This is a genomic window from Streptomyces sp. NPDC047043 (assembly GCF_040644055.1).
In the GTDB taxonomy this organism is placed as follows: Bacteria; Actinomycetota; Actinomycetes; order Streptomycetales; family Streptomycetaceae; genus Streptomyces.
Genome location: NZ_JBEYVO010000048.1, coordinates 24,517 through 46,933 on the forward strand (window position 1 = coordinate 24,517; position 22,417 = coordinate 46,933).

Annotated in this window: 24 protein-coding genes and 1 pseudogene; 9 read left to right on the top strand and 16 right to left on the bottom strand. The window is 70.3% G+C overall.

All coding sequences use genetic code 11. The features are described from left to right. Positions 1-17: 17 nt before the first annotated feature. From ABZ880_RS48785 to ABZ880_RS48820, 8 genes are all read right to left on the bottom strand, one after another. A complete protein-coding gene (locus ABZ880_RS48785; protein ID WP_361277521.1) occupies positions 18-1,316 on the bottom strand; it encodes an amidohydrolase family protein in 1,299 nt (432 codons plus the stop codon). Positions 1,317-1,394: 78 nt separating this feature from the next. Beyond that, positions 1,395-1,712 (bottom strand): hypothetical protein, encoded by a 318-nt coding sequence (locus ABZ880_RS48790; protein ID WP_361277522.1) that lies wholly within the window; start codon positions 1,710-1,712, stop codon positions 1,395-1,397. Next, complete coding sequence (locus tag ABZ880_RS48795) at positions 1,678-2,124, bottom strand: hypothetical protein (RefSeq protein WP_361277523.1); 447 nt, start codon at positions 2,122-2,124, stop codon at positions 1,678-1,680. The genes ABZ880_RS48790 and ABZ880_RS48795 overlap by 35 nt, the downstream gene beginning before the upstream one ends. Further along, positions 2,121-2,828: an ABC transporter ATP-binding protein gene (locus ABZ880_RS48800; protein ID WP_361277524.1), complete on the bottom strand. Its 708-nt coding sequence runs from the start codon at positions 2,826-2,828 to the stop codon at positions 2,121-2,123. The genes ABZ880_RS48795 and ABZ880_RS48800 overlap by 4 nt, the downstream gene beginning before the upstream one ends. Continuing rightward, positions 2,825-3,535 (bottom strand): ABC transporter ATP-binding protein, encoded by a 711-nt coding sequence (locus ABZ880_RS48805; protein ID WP_361277525.1) that lies wholly within the window; start codon positions 3,533-3,535, stop codon positions 2,825-2,827. Before ABZ880_RS48805 ends, ABZ880_RS48800 begins: the two co-directional genes overlap by 4 nt. After that, the gene (locus ABZ880_RS48810; protein WP_361277526.1) at positions 3,516-5,627 is read right to left on the bottom strand and encodes an ABC transporter permease; all 2,112 of its coding nucleotides are present in this window, start codon (positions 5,625-5,627) and stop codon (positions 3,516-3,518) included. Before ABZ880_RS48810 ends, ABZ880_RS48805 begins: the two co-directional genes overlap by 20 nt. 14 nt (positions 5,628-5,641) lie before the next feature. Continuing rightward, the gene (locus ABZ880_RS48815) at positions 5,642-7,030 is read right to left on the bottom strand and encodes an ABC transporter substrate-binding protein (protein WP_361277527.1); all 1,389 of its coding nucleotides are present in this window, start codon (positions 7,028-7,030) and stop codon (positions 5,642-5,644) included. Between the two features lie 45 nt (positions 7,031-7,075). After that, the gene (locus tag ABZ880_RS48820) at positions 7,076-8,530 is read right to left on the bottom strand and encodes an aldehyde dehydrogenase family protein (protein ID WP_361277528.1); all 1,455 of its coding nucleotides are present in this window, start codon (positions 8,528-8,530) and stop codon (positions 7,076-7,078) included. Positions 8,531-8,665: 135 nt separating this feature from the next. Between ABZ880_RS48820 and ABZ880_RS48825 the strand changes: the two genes are divergently transcribed. From ABZ880_RS48825 to ABZ880_RS48845, 5 genes are all read left to right on the top strand, one after another. After that, entirely contained in the window at positions 8,666-9,130 is a 465-nt protein-coding gene (locus ABZ880_RS48825; RefSeq protein ID WP_361277529.1) for a pyridoxamine 5'-phosphate oxidase family protein, read from the top strand. 85 nt (positions 9,131-9,215) lie between these two features. Beyond that, positions 9,216-9,788, top strand: coding sequence for a carboxymuconolactone decarboxylase family protein (locus ABZ880_RS48830; protein ID WP_361277530.1), 573 nt, complete (start codon positions 9,216-9,218; stop codon positions 9,786-9,788). Then, positions 9,778-10,203 carry a nuclear transport factor 2 family protein gene (locus ABZ880_RS48835; protein WP_361277531.1) on the top strand — a complete coding sequence of 142 codons (426 nt, stop codon included), beginning with the start codon at positions 9,778-9,780 and terminating at the stop codon, positions 10,201-10,203. The genes ABZ880_RS48830 and ABZ880_RS48835 overlap by 11 nt, the downstream gene beginning before the upstream one ends. Further along, positions 10,200-11,300, top strand: a complete 1,101-nt coding sequence (locus ABZ880_RS48840; RefSeq protein ID WP_361277532.1) for an acyl-CoA dehydrogenase family protein — start codon at positions 10,200-10,202, stop codon at positions 11,298-11,300. Before ABZ880_RS48835 ends, ABZ880_RS48840 begins: the two co-directional genes overlap by 4 nt. A gap of 2 nt (positions 11,301-11,302) precedes the next feature. Continuing rightward, positions 11,303-12,064 carry an acyl-CoA dehydrogenase family protein gene (locus ABZ880_RS48845; RefSeq protein WP_361277533.1) on the top strand — a complete coding sequence of 254 codons (762 nt, stop codon included), beginning with the start codon at positions 11,303-11,305 and terminating at the stop codon, positions 12,062-12,064. Positions 12,065-12,099: 35 nt separating this feature from the next. On the opposite strand, the gene ABZ880_RS48850 is transcribed toward ABZ880_RS48845, so the two are convergent. Next, positions 12,100-12,807: an SDR family NAD(P)-dependent oxidoreductase gene (locus ABZ880_RS48850; RefSeq protein WP_361277534.1), complete on the bottom strand. Its 708-nt coding sequence runs from the start codon at positions 12,805-12,807 to the stop codon at positions 12,100-12,102. 101 nt (positions 12,808-12,908) lie between these two features. Between ABZ880_RS48850 and ABZ880_RS48855 the strand changes: the two genes are divergently transcribed. Next, complete coding sequence (locus tag ABZ880_RS48855; protein ID WP_361277535.1) at positions 12,909-13,745, top strand: helix-turn-helix transcriptional regulator; 837 nt, start codon at positions 12,909-12,911, stop codon at positions 13,743-13,745. A gap of 4 nt (positions 13,746-13,749) precedes the next feature. Here the strand turns inward: ABZ880_RS48855 and ABZ880_RS48860 are convergent. The 5 genes and pseudogenes from ABZ880_RS48860 to ABZ880_RS48880 all read right to left on the bottom strand — a co-directional run. Continuing rightward, positions 13,750-14,207 (bottom strand): annotated as a pseudogene (locus ABZ880_RS48860) (IS5 family transposase); the annotation flags it as partial. Positions 14,208-14,312: 105 nt separating this feature from the next. Then, the gene (locus ABZ880_RS48865; RefSeq protein WP_361277536.1) at positions 14,313-15,164 is read right to left on the bottom strand and encodes a MarR family transcriptional regulator; all 852 of its coding nucleotides are present in this window, start codon (positions 15,162-15,164) and stop codon (positions 14,313-14,315) included. Between the two features lie 319 nt (positions 15,165-15,483). Next, a complete protein-coding gene (locus tag ABZ880_RS48870) occupies positions 15,484-16,266 on the bottom strand; it encodes an enoyl-CoA hydratase (RefSeq protein ID WP_361277537.1) in 783 nt (260 codons plus the stop codon). Positions 16,267-16,276: 10 nt separating this feature from the next. Further along, positions 16,277-17,452 (bottom strand): acyl-CoA dehydrogenase family protein, encoded by a 1,176-nt coding sequence (locus ABZ880_RS48875; RefSeq protein ID WP_361277538.1) that lies wholly within the window; start codon positions 17,450-17,452, stop codon positions 16,277-16,279. Continuing rightward, entirely contained in the window at positions 17,449-18,465 is a 1,017-nt protein-coding gene (locus tag ABZ880_RS48880; protein WP_361277539.1) for an acyl-CoA dehydrogenase family protein, read from the bottom strand. The genes ABZ880_RS48875 and ABZ880_RS48880 overlap by 4 nt, the downstream gene beginning before the upstream one ends. Positions 18,466-18,633: 168 nt before the next feature. Between ABZ880_RS48880 and ABZ880_RS48885 the strand changes: the two genes are divergently transcribed. Beyond that, on the top strand, positions 18,634-19,305 hold the full coding sequence (locus ABZ880_RS48885) for a TetR/AcrR family transcriptional regulator (RefSeq protein WP_361277540.1): 672 nt from the start codon (positions 18,634-18,636) through the stop codon (positions 19,303-19,305). Here ABZ880_RS48885 and ABZ880_RS48890 read toward each other — a convergent pair. Continuing rightward, positions 19,275-19,580 (bottom strand): hypothetical protein, encoded by a 306-nt coding sequence (locus ABZ880_RS48890; protein ID WP_361277541.1) that lies wholly within the window; start codon positions 19,578-19,580, stop codon positions 19,275-19,277. The two genes, ABZ880_RS48885 and ABZ880_RS48890, sit on opposite strands and share 31 nt — an antisense overlap. Before the next feature lie 168 nt (positions 19,581-19,748). Here ABZ880_RS48890 and ABZ880_RS48895 point away from each other — a divergent pair, with 168 nt between their 5' ends. Both ABZ880_RS48895 and ABZ880_RS48900 read left to right on the top strand, forming a co-directional pair. After that, entirely contained in the window at positions 19,749-20,609 is an 861-nt protein-coding gene (locus ABZ880_RS48895) for an acyl-CoA thioesterase domain-containing protein (protein WP_361277542.1), read from the top strand. Continuing rightward, entirely contained in the window at positions 20,606-21,697 is a 1,092-nt protein-coding gene (locus tag ABZ880_RS48900) for a dihydrodipicolinate reductase (RefSeq protein WP_361277543.1), read from the top strand. The genes ABZ880_RS48895 and ABZ880_RS48900 overlap by 4 nt, the downstream gene beginning before the upstream one ends. 149 nt (positions 21,698-21,846) lie before the next feature. On the opposite strand, the gene ABZ880_RS48905 is transcribed toward ABZ880_RS48900, so the two are convergent. After that, positions 21,847-22,344, bottom strand: coding sequence for a DUF1877 family protein (locus ABZ880_RS48905; RefSeq protein ID WP_361277544.1), 498 nt, complete (start codon positions 22,342-22,344; stop codon positions 21,847-21,849). Between the last annotated feature and the right edge of the window lie 73 nt (positions 22,345-22,417).

Sequence of the window (22,417 nt, forward strand, 5' to 3'; positions counted from 1 at the left end):
TTGTGCCTCGTACGCCACTACTTGCTCGCCGCCGCCACGGCCGCGCGTGCCCGGGCGCGGAACTCCGCCAACTTGTCGACCGGCTCCTTGAGTTGGCGACTGCGCGCCCGGATGCTCACGTCGTGGCCCTCGGCGGCCTTGCGCAGGGCGCCCACGGTGGCCTGCTCGCGCGGGATGTGCGAGAAGGGGTCGAAGGAGTACCAGCGCATGGCGTTCTCGTGTGTGATCTTCACGGTGTCCGCGTCCGGGACATCGCATTCTTCGAGTACGTCATGCAGCTGCTCGGGGGCGTCGGGCCACAGGGAGTCGCTGTGCGGGTAGTCGCCCTCCCAGCAGATGTTGTCGATGCCGATCTCGTGCCGCAGCTTCACGCCCAGCCGGTCGGTGATGAAGCAGGTCAGGAAGTGCTCGCGGAAGACCTCGGAGGGCAGCTTGCCGCCGAAGTCCTGCAGGGTCCAGGCGGCGTGCATCTCGAAGGTGCGGTCGACCCGCTCCAGGAAGTACGGGATCCACCCGGTTCCGCCTTCCGAGAGCGCGATCTTCAGATCGGGGAAGTCCTTGAGCGTGCGCGACCAGAGCAGGTCGGCGGCGGCCTGGACGAGGTTGATGGGCTGGAGCGTGATCATCACGTCCGGCGGCGAGTCGACGGCCGGGATGGCGAGGCGGCCCGACGAGCCGATGTGCACCGACAGGACGGTGTCGGTGTCGCAGGCGGCCTGCCACACCGGGTTCCAGTACGGGTCGTGGAAGCTCGGGTAACCCAGGGCAGCAGGGTTCTCCGGGAAGGTCATCGAGTGACAGCCCTTGGCGGCGACCCGCCGTATCTCGCCCGCGCACAGCTCGGCGTCCCAGATCGCGGGCAGGGCCATCGGGATGAAGCGGCCCGGGTAGGAGCCGCACCACTCGTCGATGTGCCAGTCGTTGTACGCCCGCACCAGCGCGAGCGAGAAGTCCGAGTCCTCGGTGGCGAACATCCGCGCCGAAAAGCCGGGGAAGGAGGGGAAGTTCATCTGCGCGAGCACGCCGCCCGCGTTCATGTCCTTGATGCGTTCGTGGACGTCGTAGCAGCCGGGGCGGATCTCGTCCATGCCCTGCGGGTCGAGGCCGTACTCCTCCTTGGGCCGTCCCGCGACCGCGTTGAGAGCGGCGTTTCCGACGCTGTTGTCCCGGAACTGCCACCGGTCGCTGCCGTCCTCGCGGTGGACGAGCTTGGGAGCGTCGTCCAGGTACCGCTTGGGCAGGTGGTTCACGAAGATGTCCGGCGGCTCGATGATGTGGTCGTCGACGCTGATGAGGATCAGCTCGTCCTTGTTCATGCGCGGTCCCTTTCGCTGGTGAGGCCGGTGCGGGGATGGGGCGGTGGGAGGTCGGTGGCGGGCCGGTGGGGGGTCGGTTCAGTCGGAGGCCGGGAGGGGTTTGGCGGCCTTGAGGGTCATGGGGGCGCCGTCGCAGGCGAGTTCACCGGCTCCGGGGCTGGTGCACAGCAGCTCGAGGGTGCCGTGGGCGTCGACGTAGCGCTTGCCGAGGAGGGTGACCGGCTCGGCGTTCGCGGCGGGCGGAGGCGGTGCGGTGGCGGCGGGTACGAGGGGGGCGCCGCCGCAGGTCAGGGTCGGCTGCCGGTCGGCGGGGGCGCGGATCACGACCACGCGGGTGGTGCACACCGTGCTGGCGAGCTGGTCACCGGGGCGCAGCGTCGGTGCTGGTGAGGTCATGGTGCGGGTCCCCTTCACAGAGACGGTCGGCGAGCACGGCGAGGTCGTGGGACTGGCGGGCCATCCAGAACCGCAGGAAGCCGGTGAGCGAGTAGCGCAGGAACAGTGCCGCGCCGACGACGGTGCCGGCGATGCCGCCGAGGCCGAGGGCGAGGGCGTCGCGCTGGTCGAGGGGGTTCTGGGTGTTGTGCGAGACGAAGTAGGCCGACACCGCGAGCACGAGGCCCACGACCATCAGCGTGGCGCCGAGGCGCAGCCAGAGGCCGGTCCGGGCGGCGGCCGGGTCGGGGATCTTGAGGTCGGCGAGTTCGCGGACGAAGCGGTCCGCCCGTGAGGGGCCGGTCCGGGTGAGCGGCTCGGGGACGTCGGTGTGTGGCTCTCGGGAGTCTGTATCGGGCTCGGCGGGTGTCATGCGGAACTCCCCAGGTAGAGGGCGGACAGTTCGTCGCGCAGCCCGCCGTCGGGGCGGCCCTGGCGTTCGATGCGGCCGCGCACGAGGACGGCCGCGTGGTCGGCGATGCCGAGGACGGCGGCCGCGAACTGCTCGACGACGAGCACCGCGACGCCCTGCCGGGCGATCTCGGCGACCTGTTCGTAGAGCCGGGAGACGACCAACGGGGCCAGTCCCATGGACAGTTCGTCGAGGAGGAGCACGGCGGGGTCGGTGGCCAGGCCCCGGGCGAGGGCGAGCATCTGCTGCTCGCCTCCGGAGAGGGTGCCTGCCGCCTGGTTCGCGCGCTTGCCGAGGGCGGGGAAGCGTGCGAAGGCGATCTCCTCGATCTCTTCCCGGGTGCGGCCCGTGAAGGTCATCATCAGGAGGTTGTCGCGGACCGAGAGGTTGGGGAACACGCCGCGTCCCTCGGGGATCAGGCAGACGCCGGCGCGGGCGAGGTCGCGGGGCTCGGCGCCGGTCATGTCCCGTCCGCCGAGCAGGAGTTGACCGGACCGGGCCGGGTGGAGGCCGGCCGCGACATGCAACGCCGTCGTCTTTCCGGCGCCGTTGGGGCCGAGCAGCGCGACGACCTGTCCGGCGCCGACGCTCAGGTCGACGCCGTGCAGGACGGTGATGCCCTCGTGGGCGGCGCGGACGGCGCGCAGTTCGAGAAGAGCGTTCACACGTCCCCCAGATAGGCCGCCAGCACCGTCTCGTCGTTCCGGATCACCTCGGGCGGTCCCACGGCGATGATTTTGCCGAGATCGAGCACGTGCACCTCGTCGCACACGCCCATGACCAGGCCCATGTCGTGCTCGACCAGGACCACCGCGGTGCCGTCCTTCGCCAGGGAGCGCAGCAGGGTGGCGAACCGTTCGGTCTCCTCGCCGTCCTGTCCGGCGGCGGGCTCGTCGAGGAGCAGGAGTTCGGGTCGTACGGCCATGGCCCGGCCGACCTCGACGAGGCGGGCGACTCCGGTGGGGAGGTTGTCGGCGCAGGTGTCGGCGAGGCCGGTCAGACCGAGCCGTTCGAGGAGGACGTCGGCCGTGCGCCCGGCGTGCCGTCGCTCGGGGCCGAGTTCCGCGGCGACGAGGAGGTTGTCGCGGACGCTCAACCGGCCGAAGAGTTCCAGGCGTTGGAAGGTGCGGGCCAGTCCGTGTCGGCAGCGGCGCGCGGGCCCGAGCCGGGTGACGTCACGGCCGCCGAGAACGACCTTTCCGGACTGGGGCCGCCGCAGTCCGGACACGACGTCGAACAGGGTGCTCTTTCCGGCCCCGTTGGGCCCGATGAGCCCGGTGATCCGGCCGCGTTCGGCGCTCATGGCGACGCCGTCCAGCGCGCGGTTGCCGCCGAAGGCGACGGTCACGCCGCTAACTTCCAGCAGTGGCACGGGCCAGCACCTCCCCGTCCTGCGCACGCCAGGGACGTCGTACGCCCCACCACTCGACCGGGACGTCCGGTTCGGTTTTCGGGGCCTGGCGAGCGGCGGCCCAGGCGCGCAGGGCGAAGCCCGCCACCAGCGAACCGATCAGCAATGTCCAGCCGTTGATCACGTCGGTCAGCCGCAGCGTCCAGCCCAGGGCCAGTGCACCGAGCAGCACCGGGAGCGCGACCAGGTCGCGGCCCAACGGCTCCCACTCGTGCCGGAAGCGGGCCACGATCCCTTCGGGGCTGTGGCCGAGACCCATCCCGGCGAGGGCGGGCAGGACGGTGACGATGTTCTGGGTCCAGGAGGCCACGCCGACCAGGACGTTCGGTCCGATGTAGGCGGTCCCGGCGAACAGGCCGTTGCCGACCGCGCCGAGGCCGCCGATGACGGCGACGAGGAAGATCGGTAGTCCGGCGACGAGGTTGAACTGCTCGGCGGTGATGGAGCGTTGCTGCATGCCGTAGAGCGCGCCGCCGAGTCCGGCGATGCCGGCCGACAGTGCGAACACGAGCACCTTGGTCACCAGCAGGTTGCCGCCGAGGGTCGCGTACGCCGCCTCGCTGTCCCGCAGGGCGATCAGCCGCCGCCCGAAGCCGCTGCGCCGCAGCCATGCGACCGCGAGCGAGGCGAGGCCGAGGCAGACGGCGGCGGCGACCGTCAACTCGGCGGCGGAGTCCAGTCGTTGGCCGAACAGGTCGGGTCCGCTCATCTCGACCGAGCCCTGGTCGAACAGGGCGATGCGCGCCCCGAACAGGTGGAAGGACGGCAGGGTGAAGATCCACCGGTCGAGGATCACCGCGAACGCGGCCGTCCCCAGGGCCAGATACACGCCGGAGAACCGCAGCGCGGGCACCGCGATCAGTGCCCCGGCGGCCCCGGACACGGCGATCGCGGCGGCCAGTGCCCACAGCTCCCCGTGCGCGCCGAGGTGTCCCCAGACGACGGCGCCGATGCCGGCCATGCTCAGCTGGCACAGGGAGATCTGGCCGGCGTACCCGGCGAGGGGAACGTAGGAGAGGGCGACGATGCCGAGCGAGAAGATCGGCCCGTAGGTGACGAGGTCGGCCTCGTCGAGCACCGTCGCCAGGACGACCCCGAAGGCGATCGTCGACGCGGCGAAGACGGCGGTGCCGCGCAAACTCGGCGCCGGGACCTGCACCAGGCGTCGGTCGCGGCCGCGCAGGCGTGGGTGGCGGAAGAGCAGCAGGGCGAGGAAGAGGAGCAGGGCGGGGGCCGCCAGGCGAAGGCCGGGCAGGTACTGGTTCTGCGGGAGATAGCCGGTGAGGTAGCTCTCCAGGCAGCCGACGACGACCGCGCCGGCGAAGGTGTACGGCAGGCTGCGCAGCCGTCCGAAGACGGCGGCGGTGTAGGCGCTGACGATCAGCAGGGAGAGCTGGGAGGCGTCGAGGGCGACGGTCGGGGCGATCAAAATGCCGCCGATCGCAGCGAGTTGGGTGCCGAGGATCCAGGCGACGCGGCTGGCGCGGATGGGGTCGGCGCCGGTGAGCCGGACGAGGGCGCGGTCGTCGACGGTGGCGCGCATCTCGGCGCCGGTGCGGGTGCGGTTGAGCAGGAACCACAGTCCGGCGGCGACCGCGACGGCGACGGTCATGGTGAGGGCCTGGTGCCAGGTGAGGGTGGCCGGTCCGATGTGAAGGGGCTTCTCGTCGGCGAAGAACACCGACAGCGGGCGCGGGACATCGGGGTCCCAGATCCAGCGGGCGGCGGCGATGGCGCCGCTGAGCAGCGCCACCGTCATCACCAGCCGTTCGGCCTCGCCGAGTTGCTGCACGGGCCGCATCAGGACCCGTTCGACGGCGAGGCCGAAGGCGGGGGCGAGCACCAGCAGCACCAACGCCAGGGCCACCGGGACCGGCCAGCCCCAGCCGACGGTGAACTGCCAGTAGCAGAACGCCGCCAGCATGCCCGCCGCCCCGTGCGCGAAGTTGAACACGCCGGTGGTGACGTAGGTGAGCACCAGTCCGCTGCCGATCACCGCGTAGACGGCGGCGGTGCTCAGGCCGACGATCCCGAAGGTGAGGAACTGCTCCATCAGGTCACGTCACTTCACTTCACGTCGGCCATGCTCTTGCCGACGTCGGCGAGGGTGAGCGGTTTGCCGTAGTCGCCCTTGAACTTGTAGGTGGGCGCGTTGCAGCGGTAGGCGCCCTCGTCGGGCTTGAAGTCGGCGGGCGCCCAGCCCTTGGAAGTCGCCTTCTCGATGTTGAAGCAGTTGAGCGGGGCGTCGTTCTTGGACAGGTCGACGGGGGCGAGCAGGCCGCCGCCGGTCCACGAGGTCTCCTTGCGGGCCGCCTCGTAGACGCACTTGCGGGTCAGGTCGTCGCCGCAGGAGGAGGCCGCCTTGGCGAACAGCAGCCAGGCGGCGAAGCCGCGGACACCCGGCAGGGTCGGTTGTGCCTTGGGCGCGTACTTCTTGAACAGCTGGACCAGTTGCTCGGTCGCCGGGTTGTCGGCGGCCTTCTCCAGCGGGTGGACGCCGCTGAGGTCGGCGAAGTTGTTCTGGAAGTCCAGGGACTTGCCTGCCAGTTGGAGGAAGGCGGGGCCGTAGGCGTTGTTGTTGGCGTCGATCCAGTCCAGCTTGTAGTTCATGCCGGTGAGGATCTGTTCCAGCTTGGACAGGCTCGCGAAGTCCCCCAGGAAGACGAGGCCCTTGACGCCCTTGCTCTTGAGGGCCTGCGCGTAGGGCGTCCAGTCGGAGACGCCGGCGGCCGGGTAGAGGTCGTGGTAGGTGACCTTCGCGCCGGCGGCCTTGAGGCTCTCTTCGGCGCGGGCGGCGATGACCTTGCTGACCGCGGCGTCGCCGGCGATGGTGCCGACGGCTGAGGCGGACTTGGGGTAGGCGGTCTTGAGCAGCCACTGGTAGTAGCCGGGGTAGCGGTCGTAGGAGGCGCCGCCGGACTCGTTGAGCTGGAGGTCCGAGCCCTGGTTCTGGATCTGGCTGACCTGGGCGGGGAAGTCGGGCAGCAGGCAGTCGAGGCGGTCCTTGACGCCGAGGGCGTCCAGGGCGGAGCCGCCGCCGACGAGCGCGAAGTCCTCCTTGCAGGCCTCCAGCATCCGCTGGCGGACCTCCATCAGCTTGGAGTCGCGGGTGGTGGCGACGAGTTTGCGGCCGTTGATGCCGCCGGCCGCGTTGCACCAGGAGGTGAACACCTTTGCGGTGTCCACGAATTCGGAGTTCTTGCTGAAGCCGACGTCGGAGAAGACACCGAGCTCGATGGCGTCGGCGGTGACGCCCTGGGCGGGCGAGCTCTTCGCGTCGCCCGGCCCGCACACCTTCTTCAGGTCGCCGAAGTCGCCCGCGGTGGCCTGCTGTGCCGCCTTGGTGGCGCTCGCGTCGCCGTCGCCCGCGTCGCCGGCGCTGTCGTGGCCGCCGCATCCGGCGACGGCGAGCAGTGCGGCCGCCGCAAGGGCGGCGGGGATTGCCTGGACTCTCACGGGGTGCCTCCTCGGTGGTGTCCCCGAACTGCTGGCCAGCAGCGGTTACTTGACCGCCACGGCAAAGGTCTTGAGCTCGAGGAACTCCTCCAGCCCCGCCACACCCATCTCCCGGCCGATGCCGGACTGCTTGAACCCGCCGAACGGGGCGTCGGCGGCGAAGTAGTTGCCGCCGTTGATGCTGAAGGTGCCGCTGCGGATCCGCCGGGCCACCGCGGTCGCCCGCTCGTCGTCGGCGCCGAGCACCGCACCGGACAGCCCGTACACCGAGTCGTTGGCGATGCGGACGGCGTCGTCCTCGTCGTCGTAGGAGATGACGGCGAGGACGGGCCCGAAGACCTCTTCCTGGGCGATCTCGGCGCGCGGGTCGACGTCGGCGAGCAGTGTCGGCTCGTAGAAGAAGCCTTCGCGCTCGGCGGGCCTGCCGCCGGTGACCAGGCGGGCTCCGGCGGCGACGGCGCGCTCGACCATGCCGTGCACCTTGGTGCGCTGCTTCTCGCTGATCAGCGGTCCCATGTGGGTCGCCGGGTCGGCCGGGTCGCCGCACCTGACCCGGCCGAGCATGGCCGCGACCAGGGCGACGATCTCGTCGTGCTTCTCGCGCGGGACGAGGAGCCGGGAGGTGAGCGCGCACCCCTGGCCGGAGTGCGAGCAGATGGTGAAGGCGGCGAACATCGCGGCGCCCCCGAGGTCGGCGTCGTCCAGGACGATCATCGCGGACTTGCCGCCGAGCTCCAGGAACACCCGCTTCAGGGAGGTCGAGGCGGCCGCCATGATGGCCTTGCCGACCGGGGTCGACCCGGTGAAGGTGATCATGTCGATGCCGGGGTGGGTGGTCAGCAGCTCGCCGGTCGCGGGGCCGGAGGAAGCGAGAACGTTGACCACGCCCGCGGGAATGTCGGTCTCCTCGGCGATGATCCGGCCGAGCGCGAGCGTCGTCCACGGGGTGTCCGGGGCACCCTTGAGTACGACGGTGCAGCCGGCCGCCAGCGACGGGGCGAGCTTGGCGAGGGCCAGTTGGTTGGGGAAGTTGTAGGGCAGGATCGCCGCGACGACCCCGGCGGCCTCCTTCTCCACCCAGCGGCGGTGCCGACTCCCCCGGCTCTGCACGGTGGGGAGCTCCTCGCGGAACTCGTAGCGTTCGAGCAGGTCGGCGTAGTACTTGACCATCTCGATGGGCTCGTCGAGCTGCGGCCCGTGGGTGAGTGCGCGCGGTGCGCCCACCTCGGCGATGGTCAACTCCCTCAGCTCCTCGCGGTGTTCGCGCAGGGCGCCGTGGAGCTGGCGCAGGCAGCGCAGCCGCAGGTCGCGGTCGCGCATCCAGTCGGTGGTGTCGAACGCCCGGCGGGCGGCCGCGACGGCCGCCTCGACATGGCTGGCCTCCGCGTCGGATGCCGTCCCCAGCACCTTCCCGGTGGACGGATCGACGGTCTCGAAGGAGCCCTCGGCCCGCACGAGTTCCCCGTCGATCAACAGCCGGTCCTCATGGAAAAGACTCACGGCTCCCCATCTCTTCTGGGTGTCACGGGTCCTGCTTGCCACGGCCCCGCCTGCGGTGGAAAGTAGCTTCTCGCTAGAGGAGAAGCAACCTGTCGCGCAGGAGAATTAGGCATTCACACGAGAGCGGGAGGAATCATGCCCGGTCAACGCAGGGGAACCGCGATCACCATGACCGAGGAGGAGCGGGACGCCTTTCTGCGCTCGCAGCCCGTGTGCCGGGTGGCGACCGTCGGCCCGGGCGGACGCCCGCACGCCGGGGCACTCTGGTTCGTCTGGGACGGAACAGCGCTCTGGCTCAACTCGCTGACACGCAGCCAGCGTTGGACCGATCTGGGCCGCGACCCACGGCTCAGCGTGCTCGTCGACGACGGCGGCTTCGACTTCCTGCGACTGCGCGGTGTCGAACTGCTGGGCACCGCCGAGATCGTCGGCGAGGTACCGCGCAAGGGCGGGGCGGTGGCCGAACTGGCCGGGCCCGAGCATCTCTTCGCGGGCAAGTACATGGGCGGCGGGGAGTTCCGGCACGACGGCAGGCACGCCTGGCTCCGGCTGCGCCCGGAGAAGATCGTCAGCTGGGACTTCGGCAAGCTGCGCGCCTGACGATTGACGTGGCGGCACACCGGGTGAAAACCTGACACTCGAATATGAGAACATCATTCTCAACATGGTTCACGAGGGAGTCTGCATGCCGCCTCGCCTGCCTCCGCTGCCGGACGACCAGTGGGACGACCGGGCCCGCGAGGTGCTCGCCCCCCTGCTCCCCCGGAGCATGCGCAACGCCGAAGCGGCCGGCAACCTGCTCTCCACACTCGTCCGCCACCCCGAGCTGACCGGGGCCTTCCTCCCCTACAGCACTTACGTCCTGGCCCGCTCGACGCTGCCGGACCGGCTGCGCGAGCTGGTCATCCTGCGCATCGCCAAGCGCCGCGACTGCGCGTACGAGTGGACGCATCACTTCTACGCCGCCCGGCAACTCGGTCTCACCGAGGCCGAGATCGAGGCCGCCGGGCGGGGCAAGGCGGCCGATCCGCTCGAGAGCGCGGTTCTCGGCGCCGTCGACGAGCTCGAGGACGGCTCCGACGTCTCCGATCGCACCTGGGCCGCGCTCGCCGACCACCTCGACGAACACCAGCTGATGGACCTGGTGTTCACCGTGGGCACGTACGCCCTGATGGCCATGGCCTTCAACACCTTCGGCATCCGGCCCGAACACGACGCGCGCGAGCGTGCGGAAAGGAGGGGAGCCCGTGGCCACTGACGACACGACCACCGACCTCGTGGAGATCCAGCAGCTCCTCGCCCGTTACGCGGTGACCATCACCCAAGGGGACATGGACGGACTGCTGGCGGTCTTCACGTCCGACGGCACCTACAGCGCCTTCGGCGACACCTATCCCCTGGCCGACTTCCCCGCCTTGGTCGCGGCCGCCCCCAAGGGGCTGTTCCTCACCGGCACACCCGTGATCGACCTCGACGGCGACACCGCGACCGGCACCCAGCCGCTGTGCTTCGTCGACCACGCCACGCACGACATGCGCATCGGCTACTACAACGACACCTACGTCCGCACCGCCGAGGGCTGGCGGCTGCGTACCCGCGCCATGACCTTCATCCGCCGCAGCGGAGCACACGACTCGGGACGCCCGCACGCCTTCGAACGCCCGACGGTATGAGCGCCTTCACGACCACGACGGAGTTCCGCACCGCCCTGCGTTCCTGGCTCGACGAGCACGACCTCTCCCCCGGCCCCGAGCACTCCCTCGACGCACAGGTCGCCCAACTGGGGCGGGTACGCCGGGCCTTGTTCGACGCGGGCTGGATGCGCCACGGCTGGCCGGAGCAGGTCGGCGGGCTCGGCGGACCCGCGGTCCTCCGGGCGGTGCTCGGCGAGGAGGTCGCCACCCGCGGCCTCGCGCAACCCGGCATCTACTCGATGGTCGAGGTCCTGACCCCGACCCTCATCTCGCACGCCCGCCCCGAACTGGCCGCCGAAATGGTCCCGTTGCTCCTGAGCGGCCGGGAACAGTGGTGCCAGGGATTCTCCGAACCGGGCTCGGGCAGCGACCTGGCCTCCCTGACCACCAAGGCCGTACGGCAGGGCGACTCGTGGGCGATCAACGGCCAGAAGGTCTGGACGAGCCTCGCCCAGTACGCGGCCCGCTGCGTCCTGCTCGCCCGCACCTCCCCCGGCCACGACGGCATCACCGCGTTCTTCGTCGACATGGACACCCCGGGCATCACCGTGCGGCCGTTGCGCACGATGCACGGCGTCGACGAGTTCGCCGAGGTCTTCTACGACGACGTGGTCGTCCCCGCCGACCGGATGCTCGGCCGCCCCGGCGACGGCTGGCGCCTGGCCATGGACCTGCTCCCGCACGAGCGCTCCACCTGCTTCTGGCACCGCGTCGCCCACCTCTACACCCGGCTCGACCGGCTGCTCACCGAGAGCGACGTTCTCGACGACGCCGCCCTGGGCTCCGCCTACCTCGCCCTGCACACGGTGCGCTGCCGCTCGTACGCGACGCAGCGCCGCCTCGCGGAGGGGGCCCGGCTCGGCCCGGAGACCTCGGTCGACAAGGTGCTGCTGGCCTCCGCCGAGCAGCAACTCTTCGAGACCGTACGGGACTTGCTGCCCGGGGTGCTGGAGCTGACCGAGTCTGCGTGGCGGTCGGAGTACCTGTACGCACGGGCGGCCACCATCTACGGCGGCACCGCCGAGATCCAGCGGAACATCATCGCCCGCCGGCTGCTCGGCCTGGGGAAGGACTGACCGTGGACACCGCCGAGCTGGAGCTGCTGTCCCAGACACTCCGCAAGACGATGACGGCCACGGCATCGGGCCCGGCCCTGGACACGGCCCTTGTCGAGCTGGGCTGGCCCGAGCTGCTGGCCGAGTTTCCCGAGGTGGCGATCCCGACCGTCTTCCGGTTGCTGGGCGAGACGGGCGCACACGCCTCGATACTGGCCGATGTGGTGGGTGCGGTGGCATTGCCGTATGCCGGTGGCAGATGGGTCGTGTGGGAACGCGGTTCTACGGCGGTGAGCACGGGGTTGGACGAGGAGTTGCCCCTGCGTGAGCTGCCCACGGGTGACCCGGTGCCGCTCGACGCCGGCCGCCGTGCGGTCGGCTGGTGGCTGGTCGGTACCGGGCGGGCCATGCTGGCGCTCGCGCGGGCGCATGTCCTGGACCGCGTCCAGTTCGGTCGGCCACTCGCCTCCTTCCAGGCCGTACGGCACCGGCTGGCGGAGACCCTGGTGGCGCTGGAGGGCGCCGAGGCCGCCCTCGCCGTCGCCGAGGACGAACTGGGCTCGCTGCTGGCCAAGGCGGCGGCCGGTCAGGCGGCGCTGACGGCGGCCCGGCACTGCCAGCAGGTGCTCGGCGGGATCGGATTCACCGCCGAGCACCCGTTGCACCGGCATGTGCGCCGGGCCGTCGTCCTGGACGGACTGCTGGGCAGCGCACGGGAGTTGACCCGTCAGGCCGGGGCGCTGCTGCGTGCGGAGGGCTCGGCGCCCCGGCTTGCTCAGCTGTGAATCACGTTCTCCTGTGACTCACCTGCGGCTCAGACTCACCAGGGCAGCGGACCGTTGACGTCGAAGAAGCCGCCGGTCGGGCCGTCGGACGCAACCTGCGCCATGCGCACGATGATCTGGGCCGCCTGCTCGACGGTCTGGGTGCCCGTGTTGCCGTTCAGGTCCGTCTTGGTGAAGCCGGGCTCGACGGAGTTGATCCGCATGTTCGGGAACGCCTTCGCGTACTGCACGGTGAGCATGTTGACCGCCGTCTTCGAGGTCGGGTAGGCGACGCCCGGGTAGAAGTGCGCGGGGTGGTCGGGGTCGGAGAGATGGGTCAGCGAGGCCAGGCCGCTGCTGACGTTGACCACGACCGGGGCTGCCGAGCGCTGCAGCAGCGGCAGGAATGCGTGGATGACGCGGACGACCCCGAAGACGTTCGTCTCGAAGGTGTTGCGCATCTGGTCGGCGGTCACGGTCTGGGCGGTGGGCACGCTGTTGCCCTCGCCCCTGGTCTCGATGCCGGCGTTGTTGATCAGCACGTCGAGTCCGCCGTCGGCCTCGATCGTCTTGGCCGCGGCCTCGACCGTGGTGTCGTCGGTGACGTCGAGGAGCACGAACCGCGCTCCCAGCACCTCTGCGGCCCGGCGTCCACGCTCGGCGTCGCGGGCCCCCACGTACACGGTGTGACCTGCGGCGATGAGCTGGCGGGCGGTCTCGTGGCCGATGCCCTTGTTGGCTCCGGTGATCAGTGTTGTCGTCATGCGTCCAGGCTGCGCCGCAACGCAGCGGTCAGCCAGAAGACCCTCTTTCCTGGGACTGCCGGTACCAGGCACATGCGCGGCCGAGGGTGTTCACTGGGGGCATGACGGCGACGGAACTCGGACAGGCGCTGCGTCGCTGGCGCGACCGGGCCTCCCCGGACGCGGCGGGGCTGCCCTCTGGCGGGCACCGGCGCGCGGCCGGTCTGCGGCGCGAGGAACTGGCCCTGCTGGCCGGGATCTCGGTGGACTACATCACGCGCCTGGAACAGGGCCGGGCGGCCAACCCCTCCGCTCAGATCGTCGAGGCGCTGGCCCGGGCGCTGCGGCTGTCGGGGGACGAGCGGACGTATCTCTTCGGGCTGGCCGGGCTGGTGCCGCCGGGCCCCGACTTCGTCCCCGGCTACATCACGCCCAGCATCCAGCGGCTGCTGGACCGGCTGGTGGACACGCCCGTCGCGGTCTCGGACGCGGCCATGACGCTGCTGCTCGCAAACCCGATGTATGCGGCGCTGATGGGCGACCCGTCGGGCCTGCGCGGCTTCGAACGCAACGGTGTATGGCGCAACTTCACGGGCGTGCCGACCCGGGTGCGGCACTCGGCGGAGGAACGGCGTTCCTTCGAGGTCGGCATGGTCGCGGAGCTGCGTTCGACCGCCGCGCGCTACCCGGCGGATCGCCAACTGCAGCGACTGATCGTTGAGTTGCGGGCCAAGAGCGAGCGGTTCTCCGAGCTGTGGGACGCGGGTGTCGTCGGCCGGCTCGAGGCCTCGCGCAAGACGATCGAGCACCCGCAGGTGGGCCTGCTCACGCTGGACTGCGATCTGCTCCGGGTGGAGGAGAACGACCTTCACATCCTCGTCTACTCGGCCGAACCGGGCACCGAGGCCGCCGAGAAGCTGGCGCTCCTCTCGGTGGTCGGCACCCAGAGCCTGGTCTAACGCAGGTATTGCGCTGCTTGTACGTCTCGCGGTCGAGGACCGGTGGTCCGCCGCCTCGGCTCCCGCGTCGCAGTTGGTTGCCGCGTTGGTCCGCCGGGACCGGGATCACGGCACGGATGCCGCGTCGGCGCAGGTGCTCGCGGATCGCGCGGGACGCATACGCCTTGTCCGCCAGGACCACGTCCGCTCTGGTGCGCGGCCGGCCCCGTCGGCAGGGAACACGTGGGCGGGCCATGACCTCGGTGAAGGCGGGTGCATCGCCTGCCTGTCCGGCGGTGAGGACGAAAGCCAGAGGCCGACAGCGGGCATCGGCAGCCAGGTGGATCTTCGTGGTGAGTCCGCCGCGGAACCGTCCGATGGCATGGTCGTCGGGTTCGCCGGCCGGGGCCCCTTTTTGCGGGCCCCGGCCGCATGCTGGTGGGCTCGCACGATCGTGGAGTCCACCGAAACCGCCCAGTCGAGGTCCTCATCGGCGTCGGCCTGGGCCATCAGCGCGGTGAACACCCGCAGGGTCGTCGGTGTCCCGGGCCTTCTCTGATCATGAAGATCTGCAGCAGTTTCTGCGTGTCACTGCGAGCCTGCGGCCACCAGGGTCGCGGTGATGGGTTCGAGCTCGGTGATCAGTTCGTCGAGTTCGGCGGGGGACAGGGCGTCGTAGGGCGGGGCGGCGAGTTCGTCGGTGAGGGATTCAATGCGTTGTTTGGTCGCGCGGCCGGCCTCGGTGAAGTGGCCGTCGGTGTCGACGAGTCCGCGTTCGCGCATGCCGTCCATGACCGCGGCCAGACGCTCTTTCGGCAGGTGATGGATGCGTCCGAACGACTCTGGGGGGTGGATGCCCTGTTCCAGGGCGGAGAGCACGTGGGCCTCCGTGCCGCCGATGCGCGCGCCGACGAGAGCGGCGATGTGCCCGTCGCCGCGGTGCTCGCGCAGCATGGTCGCGGAATGCCACAGCCGGGCGACGGGGTCGCTGGGTACCTCAAGGGTGCGCATGCCGGCGTACATCACCCGGCCTTCGGTGGGGGCGCTCGTCGCGGCCTTGGTGGTCAGGTCTGCGGCGCGCACCAGGCCCGGGGAGTCGGCCAGCTCGTCGCCGAGGATGCGCCGTAGGGAGGCCGCGCTGCCCCTCTCCCGCGCGGCGACGGAGGCCTCGGGCGGGATCGTCTCCCAGGCGCTGGGGATGTGCCGTGCGGCTTCCCCGTCGGCGAAGTTGTAGAAGGCTGCGTGCACGACTTGGGCCGGCACCCGTCCCAGTGGTGCGGCGCGGCTGGCGAAGTAGCCGTCCCAGTAGGTGCGGTGGCCGAGTGCGGCCAGTTCCTCGTTGCACTCGTCGGCCATGAAGGTGATCAGGCAGATCGGCTCCAGGAGCTCGAACATGCGACGGGCGATGTGAGTCATCGGATGCAAGCGCGTCTTGCCCATCGGGTTCTCCCTTTGTTGGGTGTGCCGACTTGGACCGTCCGGCACACCGAAACTCATCGGCGACCGATGGGAAGCAGTGCAGATGGGTTGGCGCCTGCGTGGCTGTGTATGCGAGAGCGGGTTCTGGTCCAACTTACGGGCTCTGTCGCGGATTTGGTGGTGCGTGACGATGACGAGCAGGTGGGCATGGTCGTCGGGTTCGCCGGCCGCCCCCCTTTTGCGGCCCGGCCGCATGCTGGTGGGCTAGGCTCGATCCCTGCCCACTGCGCATCAGTCAACGACACACCAGACCAACGATCCGATGATCTGAACGAAACGCCTAGCGCAGCTTCTCCTTCATCTCGTCGAGCTTGGCGAGAATCGGGTATCCGCTGACGCTGAGCGCGTTGCCGTGTCCGGTCTGGTGGATGTCGAAGACGGACTGGATCGCGGCGTAGAAGCCCTGTACGTCGAGGGTCTGGTTGACGGCGCGCTTGGCCTGGCGGAGCCCGAAGGCCGGCATCTCGGCTATCTGCTCGGCCAGTTCGCGGGTGGCGTCGTCCAACTCCTCTCGCGGGACGATCCTGTTGACCATGCCGACCCTCTCGGCCTCGCCGGCGGTCAGCGGCCGGCCGGTGAAGAGGATCTCCTTGGCCTTGCGCGGGCCCAACTCCCAGGTGTGGCCGTGGTATTCGACGCCGCCGATGCCCATCTGCGCGACCGGGTCGGAGAACAGGGCGTCCTCGGCGGCCACGATCAGGTCGCACGGCCAGCACAGCATCAACCCGCCCGCGATACAGCGCCCTTGGACGGCGGCGATGGACGGCTTGGGCACGTTGCGCCAGCGCAGCGTGTACTCCAGGTACCGGCGGTTCTCGGCCCGGTAGATCCACTCCAGGGTGATCTGGTCCGGGGCGGGCCAGCGGTCCTTGAGGTCGTGCCCGGCGGAGAAGTGCTTGCCCTCGGCGCGCAGCACGATCACCTTGACGTCCTCGTCCTCGGCGGCCCGCGTCCAGGCGGCGTCGAGTGCGTCGAGGAGAGCCATGTTCTGCGCGTTGGCGACCTCGGGCCGGTTCAGGGTGAGAGTGGCGATCCGGTCCTTCACCTCGTACAGGATGTGCACGGACGTCTCCTCAGCGTCGGGGCAGACCGAGCACCCGCTCGGCGATGATCGTGCGCTGGATCTCGGACGTACCGCCGGCGATGGTGCCGCCGAAGCTGCGGGCGAAGCGGTTGAACCAGCTGGCGGAGTCGTCGTCGAAGCTCATGTGGTAGTACGGCGCCGTCGCCGCCGGATGGTCCAGGCCGTCCGGGCCGCAGGCCTCCAGGACGTGTTCCAGGGCGTGTTGCGCGGACTCGGAGCCGAACACCTTCAGGACGGACAGTGCGGGTACGTCCTGTTCGCCGCGGGCGGCGCGCGCGAGTGCGGCCGAGCCGAGCAGCCGTAGCGCCTGGAGGTCCATGACGAGGGTGGCGTACCAGTCCTTCTCCAGGGGCGTGGCGGGCGTGAAGTCCCGCAGGATGGCGTCCATCCGCTCGGCCTCCCCGAGCCACATCAGTGTGCGCTCGTGTCCGAGCGAGCCGTTCGCGACCCGCCAGCCCTGGTGGAGAGGGCCGACCAGGTTTTCGGCGGGGACCCGCACGTTCTCGAAGAAGACCTCGTTGAAGTCCTTGTCCTCGGGGGCGGTGTAGGAGGCGAAGGGGCGGCGGGTCAGGCCGGGGGTGTCGGTGGGGATGAGCAGGACGCTGATGCCTCGGTGTTTGGGGGCGTCCGGGTCGGTGCGCACGAAGGTGAGAAGCACGTCGGCGTCGTGGGCGCCGGAGGTCCACACCTTCTGGCCGTTGACGGTGAAGTGTTCGCCGTCGAGTTCGGCGCGGGTGCGCAGCGAGGCGAGGTCGGAGCCGGCGCCCGGTTCGCTCATGCCGAGGGCGGCGGTGATCTCCGCGCGCAGGATGGGTACGGCCCAGCGCCGTTTCTGTTCCTCGGTGCCGAAGGACAACAGGGAGGCGGCGATGATGCCGACGCCCTGGGGGTTGAAGCTGTGGCAGATGCGCCGCCGGGACAGCTCCTCCCGGTGGACGTACTGCTGCAGGACGGTCGCGTTGCGCCCGCCGAACTCGGGCGGGTTGCCGGGCAACAGCCAGCCCTCGTCGAACTGCAGGCGCTGCCAGCGTCCGGCCCACTCGGGGAGGTGTCCGGTGGAGCGGGACCGCTCGCCGGCTTCGGCCTCCGTCGGCAGGTGGGAGTCGAGGAAGGCCGTGAACTCGGCGCGGAAGGCCTCGATTTCGGCGTCGAAGGTGAGTCTCATGACACCGCCTCGGAAATCCGCTTCTCGGTCACGAACCCCTCGGCTATCAGCGCCCGGTGCTCGGCGGCGCCGCCCAGCATCAGCTCGCCCGCCTTCGCTCGCTTGATGGCGAACTGCAGGTCGTTCTCCCAGGTGTGGCCCATCGCGCCGAACAGCTGGACGGCGTTGCGGAACACCAGGGCCTGGCACTCGCCGGCCGCCGCCTTGGCCATGGCGGCGGCAAGGCTGCGGCACGGGTCGTCGGCGGCGATGGTCAGCGCCGCGTAGTAGGCGAGGGCGCGGGCCCGCTCGACGGCGACGTGCATGTCGGCCGCCTTGTGCTGGACGGCTTGGAAGGAGCCGATGGGGGCGTCGAACTGGTGCCGGGTGCGGACGTGGTCGAGGACCAGGTCGAGGGCGCGCCGGCAGGCGCCGACCATGGTCAGGGCCATGCCGGTGAGGGCCAGGTGGCGGGCGCGTTCCGGGTCGGCGGCGCTACGGCTGCTCCCGGCCACCCGGACCTGCGGGAAGGTGACTTCGGCGAGGTGCAGGACGGGGTCGAAGACCGGTGTGCGCACGGCGGTCACCTCGGCGGCGGGCACCACGAAGACGCCCGCGTCGGTCACGACGGCAAGCTGGTCCGCGCGGTCGCCGTCCAGTACGTGGCGTGCGGTGCCCTCCAGTACCCAGCCACCGCTGTCGGGGCGCGCGGTGACTCCGGAGTGGACGGCGGTTCCGGGCCGGTCCGGGGCGCCGAACTCCGGTGCCAGCGGGGCGAATTGGGTCAGCGTCGCGAGGTAGGGCGTGGGATCGGTGGCGCGGCCGAGCTCCTCCAGGACGATCGCCAGCTCGACCGTATCGGCCGGGTCGGTCAGTTCGGTCCAGCCCAGGCTGGCGTAGACGCGCCACAGGGGAGCCGGATCGGCACCGTCGTCGGCGACGGCACGGACCAGCGCCGGCGGGCACTCCTTGACGACGGCCTTGTGCACGGTGTCCTGCCACAGCCGCTGCTCGGCGTCGAACTCAAACAGCAACGAACGCCCTCCTTGCCGCGGTGTCGGTGCCCACCGGGCGGGTGCCGGGTGATGCACCGTAGAGAATGGTATTCTCTCTATTGGGAATTCGCAGTCTCCTCCACATCGCCGAAGGTGTCCAGCCTGGCCGCAGGATGCTTGCCGCTAGACTGCAGTAATGTTCTCCCCATGGCACAGAAGGCGGACCACCAGGTGAGCAGCCCGAGCGAGGAACCGGCCTGGAAGCAGCGCGCGGTCGAGCGTTCCACCCAGGCGGCGAAACGTCGGGCCGAGCAGAGGGTCGAGCGGTTCCTCGACGCGGCGCAGGCGATCATGGCGGAGAAGGGCACGACGGACTTCACCGTGCAGGAGGTCGTCGACCGGTCGAAGCAGTCGCTGCGGAGCTTCTACCAGCACTTCGACGGCAAGCACGAGCTGCTGCTCGCGCTGTTCGAGGACGCGATGGGCAAGTCGGCCGACGAGCTGCGCGCCCTCGCCGCCGAGCAGGCCGACCCCCTGGACCGGCTCAGGGTCGTCGTCCAGGAGCTGTTCGAGAGCTCGCGTCCCGACCTGAGCGGCAAGCAGCGCCCGCTGTTCACGGACTTCGCCATGCGCCTGCTCGTCTCACACCCGGCCGAGATGCGAGTGGCGAACGCACCGCTGCTCACCCTGTTCACCGAGCTGATGACGGAGCTGGAGGACGCCGACCTCCTGCGCTCGGGCTTCAAGGCCAAGCGGGTTGCGGCGCTGACCATGCAGACCGTCATGTTCAACGCCCAGTCCAGCGGCCAGGAGGGCGCCCACCCGTTCACCGCGGAGGAGATCTGGGACTACTGCGCGAACGGGATCACGCGCGACTGAGGCGATTCCGGCGGCCTCGCCGCCGCCGGACGACCGACCACACCGCCGGTGAACGGCCAGACCGGCAGGCCGTACAGGAGATCCGTCACGAGAGCGAGCTTCTCACGGCGGAGATGTCCCGAATCGGGGACGAGGTCCCGGCGGTCGGAGGTGCGCCAGTTGAGGCGCGGCACACCCAACTTCGCGGGGTCACCGGCGAGTTGGTCCAGCGGGGCGATGACCGCCTGCCGGACCGGGATCACGGGATCGCCGAGCCGGGCGGCGCAGCACGCCACCGCCGACGCCCGCGGCGGCCCGACGCCCTCGACGCCCTCGACGCCCTCGACGCCCGATCATGACCCTGCCCATCCGACCGACGGTGCACATCCGAACCCCAGGGGTCGCATCGTCCACATTCGAGAATGGCATTCTCACCAGAAGAAATATCCCTTACGATCCCTGCCATGCCGCTTGCCTCGATGGAACTCTGGGACGACCTGCTCGCGTGCCTCGATCTGCACGCCCGTCCAGCGGATGATGCACGCTTCGTGTACGAGGGCCGCAGCCAACGGCTGGGCTACCACCGGCTGTTCGGGGGGCAGTTGCTGGCCCAGTTCGTCCGGGCGGCTCATCTGGCCTGCCCGGGCAAGACCGTCAAGTCGCTGCACGCCCTGTTCGCGCGTGCGGGCCTGCCCGAGGAACCGGTGCGCTACGAGGTGGACCGCCACCACGACGGTGGTTCCTTCGCCGCGCTGACGATCGTCGCCCGGCAGGCGAAGGGCGTGGTGGCCACCGCGTCGGTGTCCCTGCACACTCCCGAGGAGGGGCCCGCCCACCAGGCGATCACCGCATTGCCCGCCGTGCCGGGGCCCGAGCACCGCACGGAGTTCCATCCCCTGCCCTGGGAGACGCGGGCGACCGCCGACCTGGACTGCCCCACCGCCGAGCCGCCCGAGTTCGACCTGTGGATGCGCACCCCGTCGCCCGAGGCGGAACTGGCCCCCGCGCTCACCGCCTACGCCACCGATCTCACCCTGATCGGCACGGCGCTGCGTCCGCTGGCGGGGGTCACCCAGCATGACGCCGGAACGGCGTTCTCATCCGCCGTCACCTCGCACACCGTCTGGTTCCATCGCCCGTTCCACGCCGACAAGTGGCTGCTGCTGCGCCAGCACAGCCCGGTTCTCGCCCACGGCCGCTGCTTCGGCCGGGGCGATGTCTTCACCGAGAACGGCTCTCTCGTGGCGTCCTACGCCCAGGAGGCCCTGCTGCGCTTCACTGATGGGCACTTCACGGCGGGACGCTTCACGGCGGGCGCCCGATGACGACGTACCGCGTCGTCCAGTGGGCCACCGGCACCATCGGCGCCCGCTCACTGCGCGGCGTCGTCGAGCACCCCGGCCTGACCTTGGCGGGCGTGTACGTCCATACGCCGGACAAGGCCGGCCGGGACGCGGGTGAACTGTGCGGGCTCGGCGGTGCCACCGGCGTCACGGCCACCCGCGACATCGAGCACATCCTCGGCCTGCGCCCGAACTGCGTGCTGTACATGCCGCTCGTGTGTGACGTCGACGAGGTGTGCCGTCTGCTGGAGTCGGGGGCGAACGTGGTGACGACCCGGGGCGAGTTCCATCATCCGGGGAGCATGGATCCCGTCGTACGCAAGCGAGTCGAGGACGCGTGTGAACGTGGCGGGACGTCGATCCACAGCACGGGCAGCAGTCCCGGCTTCATCTCCGAGGCGGTGCCGCTCGTGCTGACGTCGATCGCGCGCCGGCTCGACGGGCTGACCATCGACGAGTTCGCCGATCTCTCCCAACGCCCGTCGCCAGAGCTGCTGTTCGGCGTGATGGGCTTCGGTGTCGCGCCCACCGATTTCGAGGAACGCCGACTCTCGCGGGCGCGCACCAGCTTCGGCCCGTCACTGCGCCTGATCGCCGACGCACTGTCGCTGCCGCTCGACTCCCTCGAGGCGAGCGGTGAGTTGGCGACCGCGCGGCATCATGTCCGGATCGCGGCGGGTGAGTTGGCTCCGGGCACGGTCGCCGCGCAGCGCCTCACGGTCACCGGCCTGCACGCGGGCCGCCCACTGCTGCGCTTCCGCGCCACCTGGTACTGCACCACCGACCTCGAACCGGCCTGGAACCTGCACGCCACCGGCTGGCATCTCTCGGTCGAGGGCGACGCACCGCTCGACGTCACGGTCCGGCTGCCGGTGCCGCTCGACCGCATGGCGGAGGTGTCCCCGTCGTACACGGCGAACCGCGCGGTCAACGCGGTGCCGTTCGTGTGCGCGGCGGCTCCCGGGATCCGTACGACGCTCGATCTGCCGCAGGTTACGGCGGCGCTGCCACAGAGACCCCCAACGAGCCGTACTACAGGGTGTCCAGGCGCTGGCGCAAAGGTCCTCTGAGGCTAGGCAGACCTCAGCAACCGCTGTGCCCCGTCATCATGGGGCTGTGGTTGTTCGGTACCGAGTGGCACCGCCGGCGGATCGGAAGCCGGTAGAGCGCGGCACGCTGCTACTCCATCAAGGCGATTGGAGGCCGCGTGGTCAGGCCGTCAGTCGAGCCAGACAAGCAAGGCGTCATCCGCTGCGGAGGTGGCCTCGAAGAACTCTGTCAGGGCGTTGTACCAGTGACGCCCCCACTCAAGCGCTCCGGGCTCCTCCCATCCCAGGGGATACACCTCGGCCCTGGTGACTTCGGCAGGATTCACGCCGTCGATGAGCTGGTCGTACGTGATGGTGCGAAGAGCTTGCGCCGCGAGCCGAACACGTTCAGACCTCAGGTAACGCGGGGGCCACGTCCCAGGCTTTGTACGTGCTGAAGTGGCGCGCCTCGGCCGGCACGGGTTCTGACTCCTCCTCGGCGTCCTGGACCGGCGTGTCTCTCTGATGGGCTCATCAGTTGTTCGGGGGCGCCTGTCCGACGGGCAAGCCCGCAGGTCAGCCGAGCGACACGCAGCACCGCCGGACTGCAGACGCTCCGCGCCGACCCGCCCGTGCCAGGGATGCTTCCGGCGGGGAACTACGGCACCGGGATGGCCAAGACGATGCACTTGTGTCCGGTAGATCGTGGTTGAGGTGGGATCTGTCGTCCCGCCCGCCGACGTCCAAAGCGAAGCCGAGCAG